General features: G+C 51.7%; 14 protein-coding genes, 1 tRNA gene and 2 pseudogenes. 9 read left to right on the top strand and 8 right to left on the bottom strand.

Annotated elements, in window-relative coordinates; genetic code table 11:
- Positions 1–19 precede the first annotated feature (19 nt).
- Both VGS11_06345 and VGS11_06350 read right to left on the bottom strand, forming a co-directional pair.
- Positions 20–1,177: a hypothetical protein gene (locus tag VGS11_06345; GenBank protein HEV2119708.1), complete on the bottom strand. Its 1,158-nt coding sequence runs from the start codon at positions 1,175–1,177 to the stop codon at positions 20–22.
- Between the two features lie 38 nt (positions 1,178–1,215).
- Positions 1,216–1,623, bottom strand: coding sequence for a 30S ribosomal protein S11 (locus VGS11_06350; protein HEV2119709.1), 408 nt, complete (start codon positions 1,621–1,623; stop codon positions 1,216–1,218).
- Positions 1,624–1,696: 73 nt separating this feature from the next.
- On the opposite strand from VGS11_06350, the gene VGS11_06355 reads away from it, so the two are divergent.
- A complete protein-coding gene (locus tag VGS11_06355; GenBank protein ID HEV2119710.1) occupies positions 1,697–4,036 on the top strand; it encodes a DNA-directed DNA polymerase in 2,340 nt (779 codons plus the stop codon).
- Here VGS11_06355 and dnaG read toward each other — a convergent pair.
- On the bottom strand, positions 4,026–5,303 hold the full coding sequence (gene dnaG / locus VGS11_06360) for a DNA primase DnaG (GenBank protein HEV2119711.1): 1,278 nt from the start codon (positions 5,301–5,303) through the stop codon (positions 4,026–4,028). The genes VGS11_06355 and dnaG overlap by 11 nt on opposite strands.
- Positions 5,304–5,493: 190 nt before the next feature.
- Between dnaG and VGS11_06365 the strand changes: the two genes are divergently transcribed.
- The 5 genes and pseudogenes from VGS11_06365 (at position 5,494) to map (ending at position 11,988) form a co-directional block, all read left to right on the top strand.
- On the top strand, positions 5,494–6,531 hold the full coding sequence (locus tag VGS11_06365; protein HEV2119712.1) for a type II glyceraldehyde-3-phosphate dehydrogenase: 1,038 nt from the start codon (positions 5,494–5,496) through the stop codon (positions 6,529–6,531).
- A 141-nt stretch (positions 6,532–6,672) separates the two neighbouring features.
- Positions 6,673–8,181 (top strand): phenylalanine--tRNA ligase subunit alpha, encoded by a 1,509-nt coding sequence (locus VGS11_06370; protein ID HEV2119713.1) that lies wholly within the window; start codon positions 6,673–6,675, stop codon positions 8,179–8,181.
- Positions 8,182–8,197: 16 nt separating this feature from the next.
- A pseudogene (gene pheT, locus VGS11_06375) lies at positions 8,198–9,868 on the top strand (phenylalanine--tRNA ligase subunit beta).
- A 2-nt stretch (positions 9,869–9,870) separates the two neighbouring features.
- Positions 9,871–11,025 carry a tryptophan--tRNA ligase gene (locus VGS11_06380; GenBank protein ID HEV2119714.1) on the top strand — a complete coding sequence of 385 codons (1,155 nt, stop codon included), beginning with the start codon at positions 9,871–9,873 and terminating at the stop codon, positions 11,023–11,025.
- A gap of 57 nt (positions 11,026–11,082) precedes the next feature.
- The gene (gene map, locus VGS11_06385; protein ID HEV2119715.1) at positions 11,083–11,988 is read left to right on the top strand and encodes a type II methionyl aminopeptidase; all 906 of its coding nucleotides are present in this window, start codon (positions 11,083–11,085) and stop codon (positions 11,986–11,988) included.
- Positions 11,989–11,993: 5 nt separating this feature from the next.
- On the opposite strand, the gene VGS11_06390 is transcribed toward map, so the two are convergent.
- The 4 genes from VGS11_06390 to VGS11_06405 form a co-directional block, all read right to left on the bottom strand.
- Positions 11,994–12,383: a hypothetical protein gene (locus VGS11_06390; GenBank protein HEV2119716.1), complete on the bottom strand. Its 390-nt coding sequence runs from the start codon at positions 12,381–12,383 to the stop codon at positions 11,994–11,996.
- Between the two features lie 14 nt (positions 12,384–12,397).
- Positions 12,398–13,531 carry a DUF1512 domain-containing protein gene (locus VGS11_06395; GenBank protein HEV2119717.1) on the bottom strand — a complete coding sequence of 378 codons (1,134 nt, stop codon included), beginning with the start codon at positions 13,529–13,531 and terminating at the stop codon, positions 12,398–12,400.
- Between the two features lie 174 nt (positions 13,532–13,705).
- Positions 13,706–14,134 (bottom strand): LAGLIDADG family homing endonuclease, encoded by a 429-nt coding sequence (locus VGS11_06400; GenBank protein HEV2119718.1) that lies wholly within the window; start codon positions 14,132–14,134, stop codon positions 13,706–13,708.
- Between the two features lie 47 nt (positions 14,135–14,181).
- Positions 14,182–16,185: a PQQ-binding-like beta-propeller repeat protein gene (locus tag VGS11_06405; GenBank protein ID HEV2119719.1), complete on the bottom strand. Its 2,004-nt coding sequence runs from the start codon at positions 16,183–16,185 to the stop codon at positions 14,182–14,184.
- Between the two features lie 671 nt (positions 16,186–16,856).
- Between VGS11_06405 and VGS11_06410 the strand changes: the two genes are divergently transcribed.
- Positions 16,857–17,513 carry an LAGLIDADG family homing endonuclease gene (locus tag VGS11_06410; protein ID HEV2119720.1) on the top strand — a complete coding sequence of 219 codons (657 nt, stop codon included), beginning with the start codon at positions 16,857–16,859 and terminating at the stop codon, positions 17,511–17,513.
- A gap of 65 nt (positions 17,514–17,578) precedes the next feature.
- Positions 17,579–17,763, top strand: a tRNA-Trp gene (locus VGS11_06415).
- Positions 17,764–17,864: 101 nt separating this feature from the next.
- On the opposite strand, the pseudogene VGS11_06420 reads toward VGS11_06415, so the two are convergent.
- A pseudogene (locus VGS11_06420) lies at positions 17,865–18,257 on the bottom strand (RpiB/LacA/LacB family sugar-phosphate isomerase).
- 90 nt (positions 18,258–18,347) lie between these two features.
- On the opposite strand from VGS11_06420, the gene VGS11_06425 reads away from it, so the two are divergent.
- Positions 18,348–19,547 carry a transposase gene (locus VGS11_06425; GenBank protein ID HEV2119721.1) on the top strand — a complete coding sequence of 400 codons (1,200 nt, stop codon included), beginning with the start codon at positions 18,348–18,350 and terminating at the stop codon, positions 19,545–19,547.
- The last annotated feature ends 55 nt before the right edge of the window (positions 19,548–19,602 follow it).

Here is a 19,602-nt window from a genome sequence, read left to right on the forward strand (position 1 = left end):
ACGTTTGAACTCTTCGTGGTTAAGTGTATTCGATCGTCTTGAATTCTTTTCTCAGCCGAGTGGCTGCCGAACGAACTTTACTCGGGTCCTCGCCCTTGTAGACTCTTAGGATCAACTCCGCAACTCTCTCCAACTCGCGCGGTTTCATTCCCCGGCGTGTAGATTCGTTAGTTCCGAGCCGGATCCCGTGATCCACTATCATGTTTGCTTGCTCCAGCTTCTCCGAAAACCGTTTCACGCTCTCCTCGCCATTGATATCAAGGAAGACCTGGTGCGACTCGGTGAACCCGTAATCTGCGCATTTGACCGGTAGACCTCCCTCGTGCAGCGCTTTGGCCAAAGCTTTCGCGTTTGCTATCACTTGAGGCGCATATTTCAATCCTCTACGGCGAACTTCGTCCAACGCCCATGTTAGAGCCGCGATTCTGTTCCAGTGTGCGTTATCGACCAAGCCTGGAAACTGTTGGTCTTTGACCCGCATCTTCAGTCGGTCAGTTCCGAGGATTATTCCTCCCTGAGGCCCAAAGAAGCTCTTGTGAGTGGAGCCAAGCATCAGGTCGGCACCCTCGTTCAGAGGACGCTGGAATTCGCCGCCCCCGATTAGGCCCAAGACATGGGACGCGTCGAAGGCAACTTGAGACTCAGCTGCCCGGCAGGCCTCGGATAGCTCCTTGACCGGATGAGGGAAGAGGAAGTAGGACTGGCCAAAAACGACGAGAGCGGGCTTCTCGTCCTCGATGAGCGCCTTGGTTTTTTCCACGTCAATATTCATTCGTTCAGAATCGTACGGGAAAAACAGATTCTTCACGTTGACGAACGGAGGATAACCTCGGGTCCCAAGCCCGTCATAACCACCGTTAGAAGGATCGACAGTGAGGATCGAGCTTCCAGGTTTCGTGAGGGTCGAGACCATTATCATGTCCGCAATGTGTCCGGAGAGCGGTCGGAGGCTTGCCCAGTCAGATCCGAAGACCTCGCATGCTAGCTTCTCACCGAGGACCTCTAGCTCGTCGATGAAGCGCGTCCCCTTGTAGAACCCGTCCCACGCAGTATAGCGATGGCCCATATCATTCGTGAGAAGTTGGCGAACCGTGGGGCTGGTTACGTTTTCAGATGGGATGAGGTTGAGGCATTCTTCCGCGCGCCAGCGTTGATGCTCGTCAACGATCTTTCTGATCTGGGACGCGTAGGACGTTGAAAGTCTACCCTAGTTGACTAGACTCTTCGGCCGCGTCGACCGCCAGGCCTTCGGGTCCCATCGTGAGGCACAGGTGTCACGTCTTCTATTCGGCCGATCCTGAAACCGTGACGGGCGAGCATTCTGATAGCGGCTTGCGCTCCGGGCCCAGGGGTTCTGGCACCGTGTCCACCAGGAGCTCTTACTCGAATATGAAGAGAAGTAATTCCCTTGTCTTTCGCGGTCTTTGCGGCTGCTGCAGCAGCTTGCATCGCGGCGTATGGCGTTCCTTGGAGTCTGTCTGCCTTCACATGTTGTCCTCCCGCGCTTCGGGATATTGTCTCCGCGCCAGTAAGGTCTGTTATGTGGACCATGGTGTTGTTGAAGGATGAGTAGATGTGGGCTATCCCCCATCTGTCCGCCGGTGCCTTAGCCTTCTCCGCCATGCAGATTTACCTGATAGATTGGGGCTTGACCCTTACGCGAATTTAAACTCTCCTTGGAAGAGTTCATCCGAACTTGAAACTTGACTTCTGGCTCCTAGACCTCAACCACGAGGCTCGGGAGGGCAAGTCTGCCATCTGGCTCTGGGGATTAACCCACGACAACAAACGAGTCCTGATCATAGACTCCAACTTTCAACCCTATTTCTATCTCCAGCCGAAAAAAGGCCAGGATATCGGTCAACTCAAAGAGACAATTGAGAGGGAGAAGCCCCACCCATCTGTTGAAAGAGTGGTCGTTGAAAAGGGAAAACGCCTCGGCGAAGAGAAACGGGTTCTCAAAGTGTTCTGCAAAGACCCTGATACTTTGGAAAAGTGCGCCAGAGAATGTGTAAAGCAGCTTGGCGTAGAGGCGAGCTTTGAGGACAAGCTTCGCTATTCGATAAAGTACCAGATCGAGTTCGAGATCAGACCCTGCCAATGGTACAGCGTCGAAGGAATAGAGTCTAGCATAGATTCGGCAATATATCATGTGGATAGGATCTTGGAAGCAAAGGGGCATCCGGCTTCTATCCCGAGAGAAAACTCCCCCAAGCTCCGACTCCTCTCCTTCATTATCCTAGCCGTCAGTCCGACAGGTTCTCCAAGCCCGCTTAGGGATCCCGTAAGACTTGTCGCATGGAAGAACTGCGATCGTCCAGCCGCTACCATTCAAACAGAGAAAAAGTCCGACGAAGAAATAATCGATGGAATTTCACATGTCCATCAGAAATATGACCCTGACGTTGTCTTCACGTTTGGCGGGAACACATTCGATTGGTCCTACCTGGTCAAACGAGCGAGTAACACGAATGCGAAGCTTTCCGTCGGAAGGGACAACGGTCCAGCACGCCAGAGCCTCTATGGCCACTTCTCCCTTACCGGACGTGCAAATGTCGATTTGCTTGATTTCTCATCTGACCTCTATGATGTCAAGATCAAGACCGTGGAAAACGTTGCAGGGTATCTCGGAGTCGAAGCAACAACTCCAACGATTGATGAGACAGAATACTACGATCGCTGGATTGGTAGGGATCACCCGGCGCTAGTTGAACAGATGAGGAGACAGGCAACTTCAATATTCGATGTCGGAGAAGACGCGCTCGACTACACGCTCCAGCTCTCCAACCTCTCGGCGCTCCCACCAGACCAGGTTCTAGCCGCGGCAGTCGGGTTCAGAGTTGACAACTACCTTATGATGGAGGCCCACAAACTCGGCGAACTGATACCAGCTAGAAACGAACTGAACATCGTCCCCTACAAAGGCGCAATTGTCCTCGAGCCAAGCGTAGGTTTACACGACAAAGTTGCGGTAGTCGACTTCTCGGCAATGTATCCAAGCCTCATGGTCAAGTACAACATTTCTCCTGACACTCTTGTCAACACGGGAGGCGATGACATCTTTGAGGTTCCAGAGGTCGGACATCATTTCCGTAAGAGCCCTCCAGGGTTTTACAAGATCGTTTTAAGTCAGCTCATCGCGAGCCGACAGGGGGCGAGAAGAGAAGCCGCTAAGACACCACGAGGAACTCCCGAGCACAAGATTCTGAAGGCGCGTGAGAAGGCGACCAAGGTCATCACCAACGCAACCTATGGCTACGCGGGTTGGGCAGGGTCCAGGTGGTATTCTCGAGAGGTCGCAGAATCCGCAGCCGCCCTTGGACGCGATACCATCAACAAATCCATCGATATCGCCAAGAGTCTCGGGCTCAAGGTCCTGTATGGGGACACAGACAGTCTCTTTATCGAGTACGAAGAGAAACTCGTCAATCAATTCATCAAAGAGATTGACGAGATATTAGGACTGGAAATTAGTCTGGGACAGATGTACAAGCGAATCCTGTTCACTGAGGCTAAGAAAAAGTACGCTGGACTATTGGACGATGGCGAACTTGACGTTGTTGGAATGGAAGCTATCAGGGGAGACTGGTCTAATCTTGCCAGAAATGTTCAGAACGAGGTTCTCAGACTTGTGCTTCAAGACGGCAATCCGGCGAGAGCGCAGTCGTACGTTACGAGTTTGGTTGTGGACCTGGAATCCGCGAAGGTCCCAAAGTCTTCGCTGGTGATATGGAAGACTTTGACCAAACGACCGGATGATTATGAGGTTAACGCTCCCCATGTGGAGGTGGCTCGGAAGATGGCGAAAGAAGGCTGGCCGGTAACCGTAGGAGACAAGGTTGGCTTCATCATCACAAAGAGGCCAGGGAAACTCTACCAGAAGGCGGAGCCGCACTTCAAAGTCTCACTAGAGCAGGTGGATTACGAATACTATGTCCACAATCAGATTGTTCCGGCTGCGGCTAGGGTTCTAGAAGTCTTTGGAATAGCTGAGAAAGATTTGGTCGGGCCGAGTCGCAGTCAGGTCAGTTTGTAATTGTAGGGCCTGGACTGAATGAGGATAGATCGCTAAGCGTCATTACGTTAACGTTAGATGGTTTCTTGGCTCCATCGGATACTCTGTCGCCGATGACGAATCGGATATTCTTGCCCGCTGCAATGTCCAACAGTCTCTGCGTGACAACTCCGTCGAAAAGGATCAAGTGCGCGTTCTCTACACTGGGGATCTTCTCGGCTAGCTCGCTGACGGGCATCCGGGACAGCTCTTTGCCTGCCTCGTCGAATATTACTGCCTCCAGAGTTCCGCGGAGGTCTTTCGCGGCTTCAACCACCGTTGGTGAAAGACTGGGTCGCGGGATAGGTGGTGCTTCAATTCGCGGTTCAGAGGGACCGTAGCCTCTTTCGTAGGGCCGCTCGTATCGCTCCTGCCTTTCAGGTCGCTCCTGGCGAGCGAATTGTGGTCTCTCTTGCCTCTCAACTGGTCTAGCGAGGTTGATTGGGACTTTTTCGCGGAGCGCTTTCATTATCTCCTTTGGCGTGAGTTCTTCCACCTCTTTCCCAAAGGATGCGCGTGCGACGTAGTCTATGTCTGCGACTTGTTGTAGTTCTTTGAGGATTAGGTCTCCTGCTCTGTCCCCATCGAGGAAGGCCGTGACTTCCTTGTCCTTGGTGAGCTTGATGACGGTTTCAGGAACCTTGGTGCCGTTGAGTGCGATTACGTTCTTGATGCCGACCTTCATTAGGAGAATGACATCTGCCCTTCCTTCAACCACGATCAACGAGCCGCTCTCGACTTCAGGACCGGCTGGCAGCTTCTCGGGACCATACTCGATGAGATCGACTCCTCGAAGCGAAGATGCGACCTCCTTGACGACCTCTTCCGTGCTGGGGGATGATTCGACTACCCATTTACGTAGAATGTCTTTCGCCTTGGTTAGGATCGCGTTTCTCTTTTCCTCGCGAACATCTTCGACCTTTTCCAGTGTAATCTTGGCTTCGCAAGGTCCGATTCTGTCCACACTCTCAATAGCCGCCGCGATAATTGCTGTTGAAACTTTGTCTAGGCTTGAGGGGATTACGATCGACCCTGTTGTCTTGTCGCGTTTGGAATCGAGATTGATCTCGATTCGTCCTATTCTTCCAGATTTTTGCAGTTCTCTAAGATCTAGATCGGGGCCGAACAGTCCCTCTGTTTGTCCAAAAACTGCGCCGACAACGTCCGGTTTTTCGACAACGCCTTGAACGTCGAAGTGTGCTTTTACTATGTATTTTGTAGTCGTAGCGTACTGTGATTGTTCAACCATGAAAGTTTAACCTCCATAACTCATTACCTTCTTTCTGATACCTTCTCTTTTCGATTTGTAAGCGTTAATGCTTGAGAGCGTAAGAGCCCGTTCCCTAGTATTAAAGCCCGTCTCCAGCCATGACAATTATCGATATTGCTAGTTATGTCTAAAAGACACCATTCTCAATCCTTGAGCCCGATGTGTTAACATGCCGAAGCCAGCTACCCGGGTTGGAGTAAACGGGTTCGGTGTCATCGGCAAGCGGGTCGCCGAGGCCGTGTCGAAACAGAAGGACATGAAACTCATTGGCATCTCTGACGTCGTAGCGGATTATCGTGTGAAGATGGGGCAGAAGAAGAATTTCGCGATATACAGTTCCATTCCCGAGAAACTTCCCGATATGAAAAAGGCGGGAATAGAAGTTTCAGGAGTTCTAGAGGACCTGATCAAGAGGGTTGACGTCATGATCGATTGCACCCCCGCAGGGCTAGGCGCAAAGAACAAGGCCCAATACGATAAGTTGGGTGTCAAGTCGGTTTTCCAAGGCGGCGAGAAACACGATCTGACAGGATCATCATTCGTCGCGCAGTGCAACTACGAGGAGAATCTGAACAGGAACGCCACCCGGGTCGTAAGTTGCAATACCACCGGAATCTGCAGAACCATCGGAGCATTGCAGAAAGGGCTAGGCGTGAGAAAAGCAAGGGTTGTCGTGTTCCGCAGGGGAACCGACCCATGGGAGAGCCACAAGAACGGACTTATCAACACTGTCGTCCCCGAGGCTCATATTCCATCGCATCAAGGACCTGACGCGCAGACCGTTCTTCCCAAACTTGACATTACAACAATGGCTGCGAAAGGACCCTTCACTATCGGCCATCTCCACTTCGCAATGGTTCAGCTGAAGAACGACCCCGAGAGAAAGGATGTCTTGAAGGTCTTGAAGAATGCACCTCGGTTGGCACCTGTTAGGACGACTGATGGAGTTGACAGCATGAATGCTGTGGCAGAAATGATGCGAGACATGCATAGAGCTAGGGCCGACATGTGGGAAGTAGCCTACTGGGAGGACATACTCAACGTCACAGACGGCGAGGCCAATCTCGTCTACCAAGTTCACAATGAAAGCGTTGTAGTTCCCGAGAACGTTGATGCGATAAGAGCGCTTACTGGCCTTGAAACTGAGGGCAGGAGATCGATTGCGAAGACTGACGAGGCCCTGGGCATCACTAACAAGTTCCTTTGATCAGATACAGACTGAAGACTCAGCGGGCTGAAACTCAAATCGTCTCGTCTCTTCGATAGTTTAGCCCAACGTCGACATTTTCAAGTCAAATATAGCGGTTGAACTGCTGATCGGAGTTTCTAGCCTCGGAGACCATTGCAATTGGACTTGCGCGAAAATGACGCTAAGGTTCTGAAGACTCTCCGTGAGACTGGCGGGACGGCCTCTGTCGAAGAAATAGTCCAGAAAACTGGGTTAGCCGATGCTGCAGTTGCTCGTGCTTCACTCACATTATCGGAACTGGGTCTAGCCAAGGAACAGACAACAAGAACAACTGAGATATTTTGCACTGAAGAGGGACATGATTACCTCGCTAACGGTCTGCCTGAGCGAAGGGTCGCCAGGGTTGTCTATGAAGCAGGGGGAAAACTCTCGATCAGCGAAGCCGTTGAGGAAGCGGGTTTACCCCTCGACTTTGTCTCAATAGTTACTGGTTGGATTGCCCGCAAAGGCTGGGGAAGAATTGAGAAAACGAGCTCAGGTGCGTCCCTATTGGTGTCGAAGAACCCGCCCAAAGACGAGGATGAGGAGGTGCTTGAGAGAGTTGGTCAGGTAAGTATTCCAATAGATGAGTTGCCGAGCAACCTGAAACAAGCGGCCGAAAGACTGCTCAAGAGAAACATCCTCGCCTGGAAGGAGCGGGTACAACGGAAGCTGCAGATCACACCTCGAGGATTGAAGACGATTCCGACCGAAACGCCTACCGACGAGGTCAGCGCTCTAACGAGCGAGATGATTCTATCGGGAGACTGGGAAAGGGTCCACCTTCGATCTTACAATGTCTCCTCTCCTGTCCCTCCAATCAATCCCGGAAAATATCATCCATATTTGAGATTCTTACGTATGGTCAAACGGAAACTCGTAGCTCTTGGTTTCACAGAGGCTGTTGGACCTCTAGTCGAGACTGCCTTCATCAATGACGACTGCCTCTACATGCCGCAAGATCATCCAGCGAGAGAGATACACGATCTCTACTATCTGAAACGTCCATCCAAGGCGAGCCTGGAGCCTTGGAGGGATATAGTGGAAAAAGTTGCCCAAACGCACGAGAACGGATGGAAGACAGGGTCCACCGGTTGGGGCTACAAGTATTCGAAAGAAGAAGCTTCCAAACTCGTCCTTCGCAGCCACGGAACTGCCCTGAGCGTTCGGTCGATGATATCTGAGGACCTAAGGATCCCTGGCAAGTACTTCGCCATCGCGAGATGTTTCCGCCCTGAGCTTCTAGATAGAACCCATTTGACAGAGTTCAACCAGGCTGAGGGAATAGTTCTCGATCCCATTCTCAGCCTCCGGAACCTACTCGGGGTCTTGGAGATGTTCGCCCGCGAAGTAGCAGGAGCTGACAAGGTACGTTTCAAGCCGGACTACTTCCCATTTACAGAACCCAGTGTCGAGTTGCAAGCCTACAAGGAGGGGTATGGTTGGATGGAATTCGGCGGCAGTGGAATATTCAGACCGGAAGTGACAGAACCCCTCGGCATCAAAGTTCCCGTGATCGCATGGGGACTTGGAATCGATAGGCTCTACATGATGCACCAGCAGATCCAGGACATTAGACAGCTCTTCACGACAGACCTCGAATGGATAAGACAGCAGAAGGTGGGCTAGAACGCCTTCAGTCCAATTCTCTCTAACGGATCTTGAGGATCTTCTTGGACAGAAGGTGCCCCGGGACGAAGACGGGCTCAACGAGATCCTCGCTTATGTCAAGGGCGATGTGGAATCTCTTGACGAACAGAACGATAGCGTCAGCATCGAAGTAAAGGACAGCAACCATCCAGATATCTGGTCAGTCGAGGGAATCGCACGCGCCCTTAGAACTCACCTCGGAATCGCTAAACCCAAGGCTCCAATACTTTCCGGAAAATCTGGCCTGAGTGTCACAGTAGATCGTAGACTGGGGCCGATTCGGCCCTTCATAGCGACATCCATCGTGAAGAATGTCAAGCCCAGCGAGAACGCTCTGAAGAGCTGGATAAGCCTACAAGAAAAAATGGACCTCACTTATGGGAGAAAGAGGAAACGCGCGTCAATCGGATTCTACTGGGCCGACCTGGTTAAGTCGCCTCTTGGCTACACAGTGGCCAACCCCGACGGCACATCTTTCGTCCCCTTAGGCTCAACCGAGAAGATGACGCTTCGAGAGATTGTACAGAAACATCCTAAGGGAATCGAGTACGGTGAAATAATCTCATCCTTCAAAGACTGGCCACTACTGGAAGACGACGAGCGCAAGATTCTCTCTCTACCTCCGATCATCAACTCGAACGACCTCGGCAAGATAACCTCAGACACGAAGAATATCCTCGTAGAAGTCACGGGGACGAATATCGATACAGTAGGCAATACGCTGAAAATAGTTGTGGCCGCCCTCGCTGAGAGAGGAGGCAAGATCTACGGCTGCACTCAAAACTACGCCAATAAGCCCGCTAAACCCGTAATCACGCCTGACCTGACATCTAGCTTCAAAGAATTGTCTGTTAGTTACGCTAACAGACTACTCGGGGCCACATTCAAACCATCTGAGATGATGCGATCTCTCGTGAGAGCGGGTCATCCAGCTCGACAAGTAAGTAAGGACGCGTTGCGCGTGGAAAGCCTCTGCTACCGCATCGACATCATGCATCAAGTCGATCTCGTGGAGGATCTTGCGATTGCGCTAGACATCAACAAACTGGATCCCGAATGGCCGAGAATCTGGACTCTTGGTGGACTCGCACCCGAAACTGATAGACATGAGATCCTTGCAGAGGCAATGATCGGACTGGGATACCAAGAGATCCTGACCTACAGTCTGACATCCCCAGAAGTCTTCGTTAACAAAATGGGCATAGGAAAGGAAACTTACGCGGAGCTAATGAATCCGAAGATGTCCACGCACACAGCGATGAGAAGCTGGCTTCTCCCGAGCATTCTCAATCTGCTCAAGGACAACACTCATGTCGATTATCCTCAGAGAGTCTTCGAGATTGGACCATGCATTCTTGTCAAGGAGAATGGCGAGGATCAGACGGAGACTCGATACAAGATCGCCGCGGTAACAATTCACACAGCGGCTGGTTTCACTGAGATGCGATCCTGCCTCGACACACTCCTTGGAAGCATCGGGGTCAAGTTCGAAGTCGTACCTACCATTCATCCAAGCTTTCTTGAGGGACGAACAGGGGAGGTAATGTCAGGGCAAAAGCGGCTGGGAGTAGTTGGCGAATTGCACCCTGAGATAATTCGTACGTGGGGCCTGAGTCTTCCCATGGCAGCATTCGAGCTGGAGATCCCACCAATGGCGGTCGGGTAAGATTGGTCGAAGAAAAATTTGTAGTAACACCCTGGGAAGTCAAAGGGGCAGTTGACTACGACAGACTCATCCAAGACTTCGGAACCCAACCCATCACAGGCCCTTTAGCCAAGAGGCTCGAGGAAATCATGGGGGAAGCTGCCTACCTCATCCGCCGTCATATCTTCTTCTCCCACAGAGATCTCAACCTCGTACTCGACGACTACTCAAAGGGGAAGGGGTTGTTCCTGTATACTGGTCGTGGACCCAGCGGTCCAATGCACATCGGCCACATCATCCAGTTCTACTTCACAAAGTGGCTCCAAGACAAATTCCATACGAACGTATACGTTCAGATAACCGATGATGAGAAGTTCCTTGAAGAGAAGCGAAACCTGTCGTACGATGATACTCAACGATGGGCGATCGACAATATCCTTGAGATCGCAGCGGTCGGCTTCGATCCCGATCGAACATTCATACTTCAAGACACAGAATTCATCGGACATGCCTACCCACTGATTCTCAAGATAGCACGCCGGATCAATTTCAGTACCGCCAAGTCTGTCTTCGGCTTTACCGGCGAGACAAACATTGGCTTCTCATTCTACCCATCCATCCAGATTCTTCCAAGTCTCCTCGAGAAACGTCGCTGTCTTATTCCGTCGGCTATAGACCAAGATCCTTACTGGAGGATACAACGGGACATTGCCGAATCCATGGGATACAACAAGGCGGCTGCTGTCCACAGCAAGTTCCTGCCCCCGCTTACCGGGATGAAGGATAAGATGAGTTCCTCAAAGCCGGAGACCGCGATCGACCTCAGCGACGACGACAAGACTGTGCGGAACAAGGTATACCGTTATGCCTTCTCCGGTGGACAGGCGACGAAGGAGGAGCACCGTAAGAAGGGTGGAGACCCTGATGTTGACGTTCCATTTCAGTGGCTCTACATGTTCTTCGAGCCCGACGACAAGAGGATAGAGCAGATACGGGCCGAGTACAAGAGCGGCCGGATGCTAACAGGAGACTTGAAAGACATCCTCATCGAGAAAGTGGCAACATTTCTCAACCAGCACCGGCAGCGCAGGGAGAAAGCTCGCGACCTCGTTCATTTGTACAAGAGGGACGGGATGCTTGCGCGGGAGATGTGGAAGCGTGACTTCAGTAAGTCATAGTTCATACGTAAGAGACAGACGCTTCTATTACGGTAGCTAGGACCCCCGGTGGATACAATGTACGACACAGAAGCTCTCAACTCGTTTCGGAAATCAGGCCAGATCATCGCGAAGCTCCGAAAAGAAATTCCCAGCATCGTCAAACCGGGGAAACCCGCGTTGAAGATCTGTGTGGAAATCGAGAGCAGGATTAGGGAACTTGGCGGGAAACCCGCTTTCCCCGTCAATATCGGGATCAATGAGATCGCCGCACACTACACTTCGCCCCCCGGCGATATTCTCACTATACCTTTCGGTTCAATGGTGAAGGTAGACTTCGGGGTCCACGTAAACGGCTACGTCACCGATACAGCAGTGACCGTTTTTTATGATCCCAAGTTCGAACCCATGGTCAAGGCTGCTGACGAGGCACTGCAGAACGCGATCAAGACATTCAGAGGTGGCGTCAAACTGTCAGACATTGGACGCGTCATTCAGACTACCATAGGAAAATACGGATTCAGACCAATCAGCAACCTCACAGGTCACAGCATTGAGAGATACAGTATACACGCTGGCAAATCCGTGCCGAATGTCTCAGTCCTCACCGCGGGAAAAGCGAACGCAGGAGAAGTGTTCGCAGTAGAGCCCTTCGTGACCATGCCAGACGCCGCAGGGTCTGTCACAAACATGCTGCCAGCTCAGATCTATCGCTACATCAAATCGAAAGGCGTCAAGAACGACGACTCCAAGAAGGTTCTTGACGACATTTACACCCGATTCTCAACCCTACCCTTCGCGCCTCGATGGCTCGAGGACAAATTCTCCAGAGAAACCGCGAAGAGGGCTATGTTGGACTTGACTCAGAGCAAGTGTGTGGGCGGCTATCCTGTCCTCGTTGAAGAGACGCGTAAACCTGTTGCTCAGTCAGAACACACTATTCTCGTTGGACGTGATGACTGTACTGTGCTTACAGCGGATTAACAGAGCTACTTTTTCGGCGGGCCTTCGGTGTATATCCCGTTGATACTGAGATCTCCAGTAGTACACTGGGTGCACTTGCCGAGTGTCTTGAAAACAAAGTCACCGAGCGCGAAGTTCTTGATCTGTTTGAAGCTGCATTGACCGCACTTGACCACGGAAAGCACTTTTGGTGGTGTGTAGGCACCTATTCTGACTCCTCTCCTCATTCTCGTCAGGGAGAGAAAAACGAATCCGAAGGCGAGAACTGCGATAGTGAAGTAGAGGATCTGAAGATTCGGGTCCTGGATGCCGCCGTTCAGCGCGAGACCGATAGTGTAGAGGCCGACGACGGCCATGACGGCAACTAGTATCGTCATGACTAGTGATGAGCCACTACGTGGCTTAGGCTGCGACACCTACGATTATCCTTCTATTGACCGATACCGATGGTGTTGCCGATACCCGCGACTATTATAGTATCGCCCGGCTTGCTTCGTTCCAGAATGAGGCTTTTGATTCTCTCGATAACTTTCTCTCCAGCCTCCATGATCTCCTTCTTCATCGGCGTAATCGCTTCCTGAATGCTCTCCTTGACGATAACAGCGTAGACTGGAATCTTGTGGAGTGTTGCTTCCTGTTCGATCTTGAACCGTTCTGTGCCAACACCGCCAATCGCTGCTCCGATTCCTTCGCTGACTTCGCCGGAGGTCTCTCCCTCGAACTTCACCGCCGCGTCCACCATTACCACCATTGAGACATTACCGCCATTTTCTTCGATGATCGTCTTGATTGCGTCCCCCGGTTTCCCGACGTTTCCGCCAGGACCCTCCGCCTTCAAAGCGATCACTCTCCGGTCCTCCATCATCGTCTCAGCAACAACAACATCTTTCTCGACCTTCCGTTTCTCCTTATCCTTCATCAAGCGCGAAGCAACCAGCGGACCGATTCCATCGCCAATAGGCTGGCCTTCAGCGAACGCTTTTGCCGCCCCCAAGTACGCCTCAGCCTCTTGGATGATGAGTGGAAGCAACGCTTGTAGCTGGATGATGATGAATATACTGTTAGTCTTCTTTCCCATCAAATAGAAGTGCCGAATGATCCTGTAGATCGTGTTAAGTGCCCAAGACGCCTCTACGAGGTTCTCCAGGTTCATGACCTGGGAGGAATCGGCTCCTGGCGCGATCCTTCGAACATCTTCCTTGAATTTCGCATCTCGGACATCGAGCAAGTGATCGATCTTGCCGACGATTCCCGCCGGGTCCATATCGACCGGGGAGATGAGGAACTGTTCCATCAAAACGTTGATTTGTGGACCGGGATCACTTGATGGTTTTCCGATATCTTTGACTGTCTTGAGTGTTAGATCCTTGGCAGAGTTCCGGAACATATCCAGTCTCCGCAATCCTTTGTCTATCTCCCAGAGGAACTGGCGCATCTGCAGCTTCTGGCCGAAGCCAAAGAACAACGCGATGAAGAGAACTGTAAAGAGTAACTGACTGATGGTGCCAAGGTTTCCAAGCAGTGGACCGAGAAGATCATTTTCGTGAAGAGAGATTGGCAGCACTGACTCGGCACCGGAATATGCTCAATATTCCCCTCTGAATGTTATAAACGTTGATCCCTAAGACTAACCCAAAGTAATCCGAAAGATATCCAGCAAAGAAACCGTTACATCATCGTTGAAAACAGAAAATGGAGTTGGCAGCGGTCTAAGCTTCGCGTGGGCTTTCGCACCACACTACCACAGAGATCGCCTGAGAGATTCACTTCCGTGCTTCCGGTACGAGTCAAGCATAGACTTCAGTATTCCCGCCTTGCCAGCATCACTGAATCCGATCCTATCGCGGAATAGGCGCAAGTTGTCCCTGCCAAGGATAGCTAACTTCCAGCTTGTAATCGTGCTTCGTCGGACGCCAGCCTTCGTATCCAAGTACAACTTGGAGTCTATGCCCATCTTGTAGAGCATGACTCTGATGTTTTCCAGTAGCGCCTTGTTTGTGTTTGAGATGAAGACTGCACGACTGCTGACATAACCAGGTTTGTGGTGTGCTCGCGTGCTTCTGGTTCTGTAGTACGCAGGCCATCCTTCGCCGTCTACGAACCCTCGGATGTAGCGCTCCTGCTCACGAAGCGCCCACTGCAACATTTCCGTCTTGCTCGTGTCCATGATGCTTTCCTCGTTCTTTCGGAATGGGTACGGGTCCTAGCTCCCAGCTATGGCCGCCAACCCCAGTTGGACCTGGCAAGAAAACGCATAGTTAAGCCTTCCCGAAAACTAGACTCAAGGAAATAGCTTGGAACAGTCGGGACAGGAACCTTAGGCTCTTTCTTCCTCTTGGAGAAGAAAATCCCAACGGCTCCAACTAGCGCCAGAGCCATTGCTCCAATGAGGAAGAGGACTGGTATGCCGGCGACTGTCAAGCCCGTAAGGTCGGGAGTTCCGCTGACGGTAACTGTTACTTGGTTTTGGCCGGGAGTAAATCCAGTCTTCGACGCCTGAATAGTGACCATTGCGCTGGAGCTCTGCATTGGAGCGTTGAAGATCGCAGAATAGTTCCCGTCCCCGGCGTCTTTCAAGCTTGAGAAGCTGCCTCCTGCAGAGGATGTTAGGTTGATGTTAGCTCCGATAATCGGTATACTTCCGTTAGTTACCTGAATTAGTAGCATAATGGTCCCGCCAGGCGACACAGTCACAGTCTTCGGACCGGCTGTAACAGTGAGCGTCGGCAAGGGACTCAGCGTGATCGTGGATGAAGCCGATCCGTTGAGGAAGCCAGATTTTGATACAACAACCTGAATATCAGTGACCGTGGATGTGCTCACCGAGGGTGCTGTGAAATTGAATGTGTACGTTCCAGGACCGGTCATCATGGGAACTGTGAAAGTACCTCCAGCCGTTGAACTGAGTGCGAGCGAGGCCCCCGACTCTGGGGTCGTTATCGATCCGTTAGTCACCTTGATGGTTATGGCAGAGATCTGCCCAGTTCGGAGACTGGTCGGGGTCGTTGAGACGATTGAGGCGTGCAAAGCGGGTGCGATTACCCCTAACGCGTAGACTTTCGCATCCCAGGATCCGAAGAAAGCTCTTCCATCAGCGATTGCTGGAGAGGATGAGATAACTCCTCCAGCAGCATATTTCCAGAGAAGCTTTCCAGAGGTCATGTTGAGAGCGTACAAGTTGTTGTCGCCTGATCCGAACAATATGGTCTTGGAGCCTAACGCTATGGCAGGCGATGACATTACTGCGCCAATTGCTCCACTGCTGGGGTAGGTCCAAAGTGGGTTGCCCGTTGTGGCATTCCGTGCATAGAGGATGCCCTGCGCAGTCCCGAAATACACGATCCCGTTATTCACTGCTGCCGATGTGGAGTTGTACGCACCGATGTTGAAGGACCATGATATTGAACCGGTGACCTGGTCAATCGCTACGAACGTCCCTGTGTCGGCCCCAACGAATACCTTCCCTAGCCCGAGGGCAGGGGCTGTACTGATAGAAGTGAAAGGGCCGACGGCTCGGCCCCACAAAGCTCGCCCAGTGGATTCGTTGAGCGCGACAACGATTCCTGTGTTCTGGCCGAAGAACACTCGTCCATTGTAGACTGCCGGTGATGATTTGATCGTGTCGTTGGCTTCGAGATATTGCCAGGCAACGGTGCCATTATTGGCGTAGAGCGCCATTAGAGCAGAGGCTGAGGTTTTGAACCAAGTTCCATAGAACACCTTTCCATCAGCAACAACGGGCGAGGAGGTTAGAGGGCTGATATTGATCCGTTTCCATAACATCTGCCCAGTCTGCTCGTCGATCGCGTAGAGAGCAGTGTCCTTGGAAGCGAGATAGACAACACCGTTCATCACCGCAGGTGTTGCATAGATAGGCGCGGAGGTGTAGAATACCCATCTTTGCGCGCCGCTATACTCGTCTAGAGCGTAGAGATTGCCATCATAAGATGGAATGAAAACCATTCCGTCGGTAACCACTGGAGATGGATACACATATGACCCCGTTGGGAAGGCCCACATCAAGTTCGGACCGTTTGGAGCTGATGCCGGAGTAACACCGGATCTAAGAGGGTCGTGGTGGAACATTGTCCAGGGATAGTCAGTAGAACCCAAGGGTCCTGAAGCAGAGCGACTGGGAGATTCTGGAGGTTTTGCTGCAGGCATTCCGATACTTAGGAGGTAGAGAGAAAGGACCAGAAGAACAACTGCCTTTCTCAATAAGAATCCCTAGTAGAGAGCGAACACCCTTTATCAGAGAGAGTTTGGAGAATCTGCAACTAAAGAGACATGTAACTCATGCTTCCCCAATCATGGGTAAGCTGTCGATCGCCAGAGCCGAAAGCTAGATTAATCTAGACCTTGCCAAACGCCCGAGCAAGGTGCACCCTGTCTGATATTCGCATTCCTCATATTCTATCGAGTAAGACCCCTTTCCGAAGCCGATAAGAAAAAAGCCACAGCCGACTGGACACGCTTCAAGAAGACGCTCTCAAAAGAGCTCGCCATCGTAGCAGAGTACGCCCACATCTGGGGAACAACATACAACGGCATGATTCTCGTCGAGTCACGCGATCTATCCACCTTCCACGATTTCTGGCACCGTTTCCGAGAAACAACAAGATGGTACGTGCCTGAGACACGAACGTACATCGCCCAGAAAGAAGAATAACCCGCCTCGACCTTCATCATTCGACTAAGCTTTATACCAAGAATTTCCGACACCCACCTTTCGGTGGGGCACTGCATAGAGCCTTCGTACAGTACCGGGCCGTAGTCTAGCCAGACCCAACGAAATCAGGGTCCTAAGAAAGGAACGATGACGCATTTCAATACGATTCACTTTGACTCAGGTCTATCCTAAACAGAACCGTTTACCCAAATAGAAACTGATGCTGACCGAACAAGAATCTGAGATTCTCGGCATACTATTTGGGGACGGGTGCCTGTCTAAGAATCGCGGCTCCGTCCAGATTGCTGTTACGGGGAACAAGCACGATGACCGAGAATACTTGATCGGCCACGTTTGTCCGATGTTCGAAGAGCTCTTTGCCGTACAGTTCAAGGTATTATTCGTGAAAGACCAAAATACTATGATTCTATACAAGTACTCTAAACGAGTTGGGGAGACCCTTCGTCAATGGGGAATGCCCTTTGGCCGAAAGAAGTTCTCCGAGCTGGCACCAAGGCTCGCAGTGCATGAAGTATGTTTCGTCAGAGGCTTATTTGACACGGATGGCTCTGTATATCGCAAGTATGGCCATTATCAGCAAATTCAGTTCAAGTTCGCTTCCTTTTCCCTACTTGCATACGCGAGGGAGTGCCTTGTAAGACTCGGCTTTCACCCCACATCGATTACAAGCGACGATACTAAGTTTAGGTTCTATCTAAGTAGACAAGCTGAGGTAGACCATTTCTTTAGGGTCGTAGAGCCCAAAAATCCGAAGCATCTTAGACGGTTCCAAAATGCTTCTCGAAGACAGTCCTACCGTCCGTACACACATCCTTCTGTAGCATTGAAGGGATCCAGAACCGCCCAAACCTTATAGGAACTATTTTGTGAGAACACGCTCGGTGGGGTAGCCCAGGGAGCTTTTCAGTACAAGGGCTCTATGGGGCCGTAGTCTAGCCAGACCCGTTCCGGGTCCTAGAAAGGGACGACGACGGGCTCCAGAATCTATTGCAAAAGGATAGACCGACCCAAAAATTGAGGGATGAGGAAATTCAGGAGCGCGTGAAGATACCCGTAGACGAGGGACTCGGCGGATGTCGTGGGTTCAAATCCCACCGGCCCCACCATTCGGATCTATTTCTTGGTTGAGAAGATGCTTCGCGTCTAATGCCTTCGCGCGCGCTATTAGCTCAGCGTCAATTCCGATAGTAACAGCACTGTTCGCAAACCATGAGTCAAGTATCTGCTTTGAGACAGCGGTCGATGTGCTTCTGAGGCTCATCGCCAACACGTTGGCATCGTCCCACATGCGAGCGCCCTTCGCGGTTTCCGCGTCCCAGCACAGAGCTGCTCGGACTCCTGGGACCTTGTTGGCAGCAATCGTAACCCCAGTTCCGGTCCAACAGAAGAGAACGCCTTGGTCCGCTCTCCCGTGGCTTACCTCTAGTCCAACTTGCTCTCCAACATCAGGCCAGCCCATTGCCTCTCCTTTCAGTGGGCCAAGGCAGGCGACCGTGTGACCTCTCCTCTTCAACTCCTCGATGACAAAGTCTGTTAGAGGCGTCTTCTCGTCGCTTCCTACTACGATCTTCAATTCTCGTTCGCGAAACTGTCTAGCCAAAATAGGTCTGGTCTTGCGAAACTCTGTAAAATTAGCGTCGGATATCTCTCTAACGTATTAGCCAGGTTAAGCTTCTCTCCTTCGGCGTTGTTGGCTGTCAAGTCTGTCTGGCAACACTATGCTCCAGCAGGCGATGCTCTGCGTTTGCTGGAGTTGTTCAGGAGGATGGTTAACGAGTCCCTGTGGATAGGTATGGCTAATGACGTGTCGGCGCTGAGAAAGCTCTCACTCCTCTCCTACAACCAGCTAGCCCAGTACAACTCTCCCAGCTATTACAAGCTCTGCGCCATATCACGCGCAGCAGGAATACTAGCCTCCAGGAAGAAGTCTATCCGGAGAGGCTACGTCAACAGGACCCCGTACGCCGTCAGGCAACACCTTGTCTCCTGCTACGGATTCAAGATTAGAAACAGTCTACTGGAGATTCCGGTTGCCAGGGGACGACGATTTGCAATCCCGCTGACCAAGCATACCCTTCAAATCATATCCCATCCAGATGTCGAAGTTCGTTCCTTCACTCTCACCCGTACCAGGCTCTGCCTTTGCATCGCCCGCGACCCTCCCATGATAGAATGCGCCTCCACGATAGGTGTGGATCGTAATCTTCGTAATCTCACGGTTGGAAACGACCAGCATGCCCATCGATACGATCTCTCAGAGGCGATGCGCATAGCAAGTACCACGGCACGCATAGTAGCCTCCTTCAGACGAGACGATGCTAGAGTAAGAACGGTGATAGCGTCTAAGTATGGACGGCGAAGAACCTCTAGAACCCTTCACCTACTCCACAACACGACAAAGACAATTGTCGCAGAGGGAGTCCGGCGGAAAACAGCAATAGTTCTCGAGAACATCGAAGGCATCCGATCCCTCTATCGTAAGGGTAACGGTCAGGGCAGAAAGTATAGGGGTAGAATGAACGGATGGGGTTTCGGCGAGGCTCAGCGACAGATCGAGTACAAGGCACGATGGGTAGGCCTACCGGTTGTCCGTTTGTCTAGGCGTGGGACCAGAGGCTCCAGTATTACTTGTCCGAGATGCGGGGAGAGACTCCAATCAGACAAGCGACTAGAACGCAAGCTCTGGTGCAGCAATTGTCGAACAGTAATGGACCGGGACATGGTAGCAGCGATAAACTTGTCTCGGCGGGGACGGGTGAGGTTCGCACGTTCCCGGCCTCCCATCAATGAGGCGCAAGGCGGAGCAGTTGAAGCAGTGAAGGGGAACCCGACGCCTACGGTAATCCCCGGAGTCGATGTCCCGAAGCTAACTCAACCAACGAAGAGTTAACAGAACCTTCTGGGAAAGCTAAAGTCTGTCTAGATCACTTCGTGAACCGACGCAT

It is taken from the genome of Candidatus Bathyarchaeia archaeon, assembly GCA_035935655.1.
In the GTDB taxonomy this organism is placed as follows: Archaea; Thermoproteota; Bathyarchaeia; order 40CM-2-53-6; family 40CM-2-53-6; genus 40CM-2-53-6.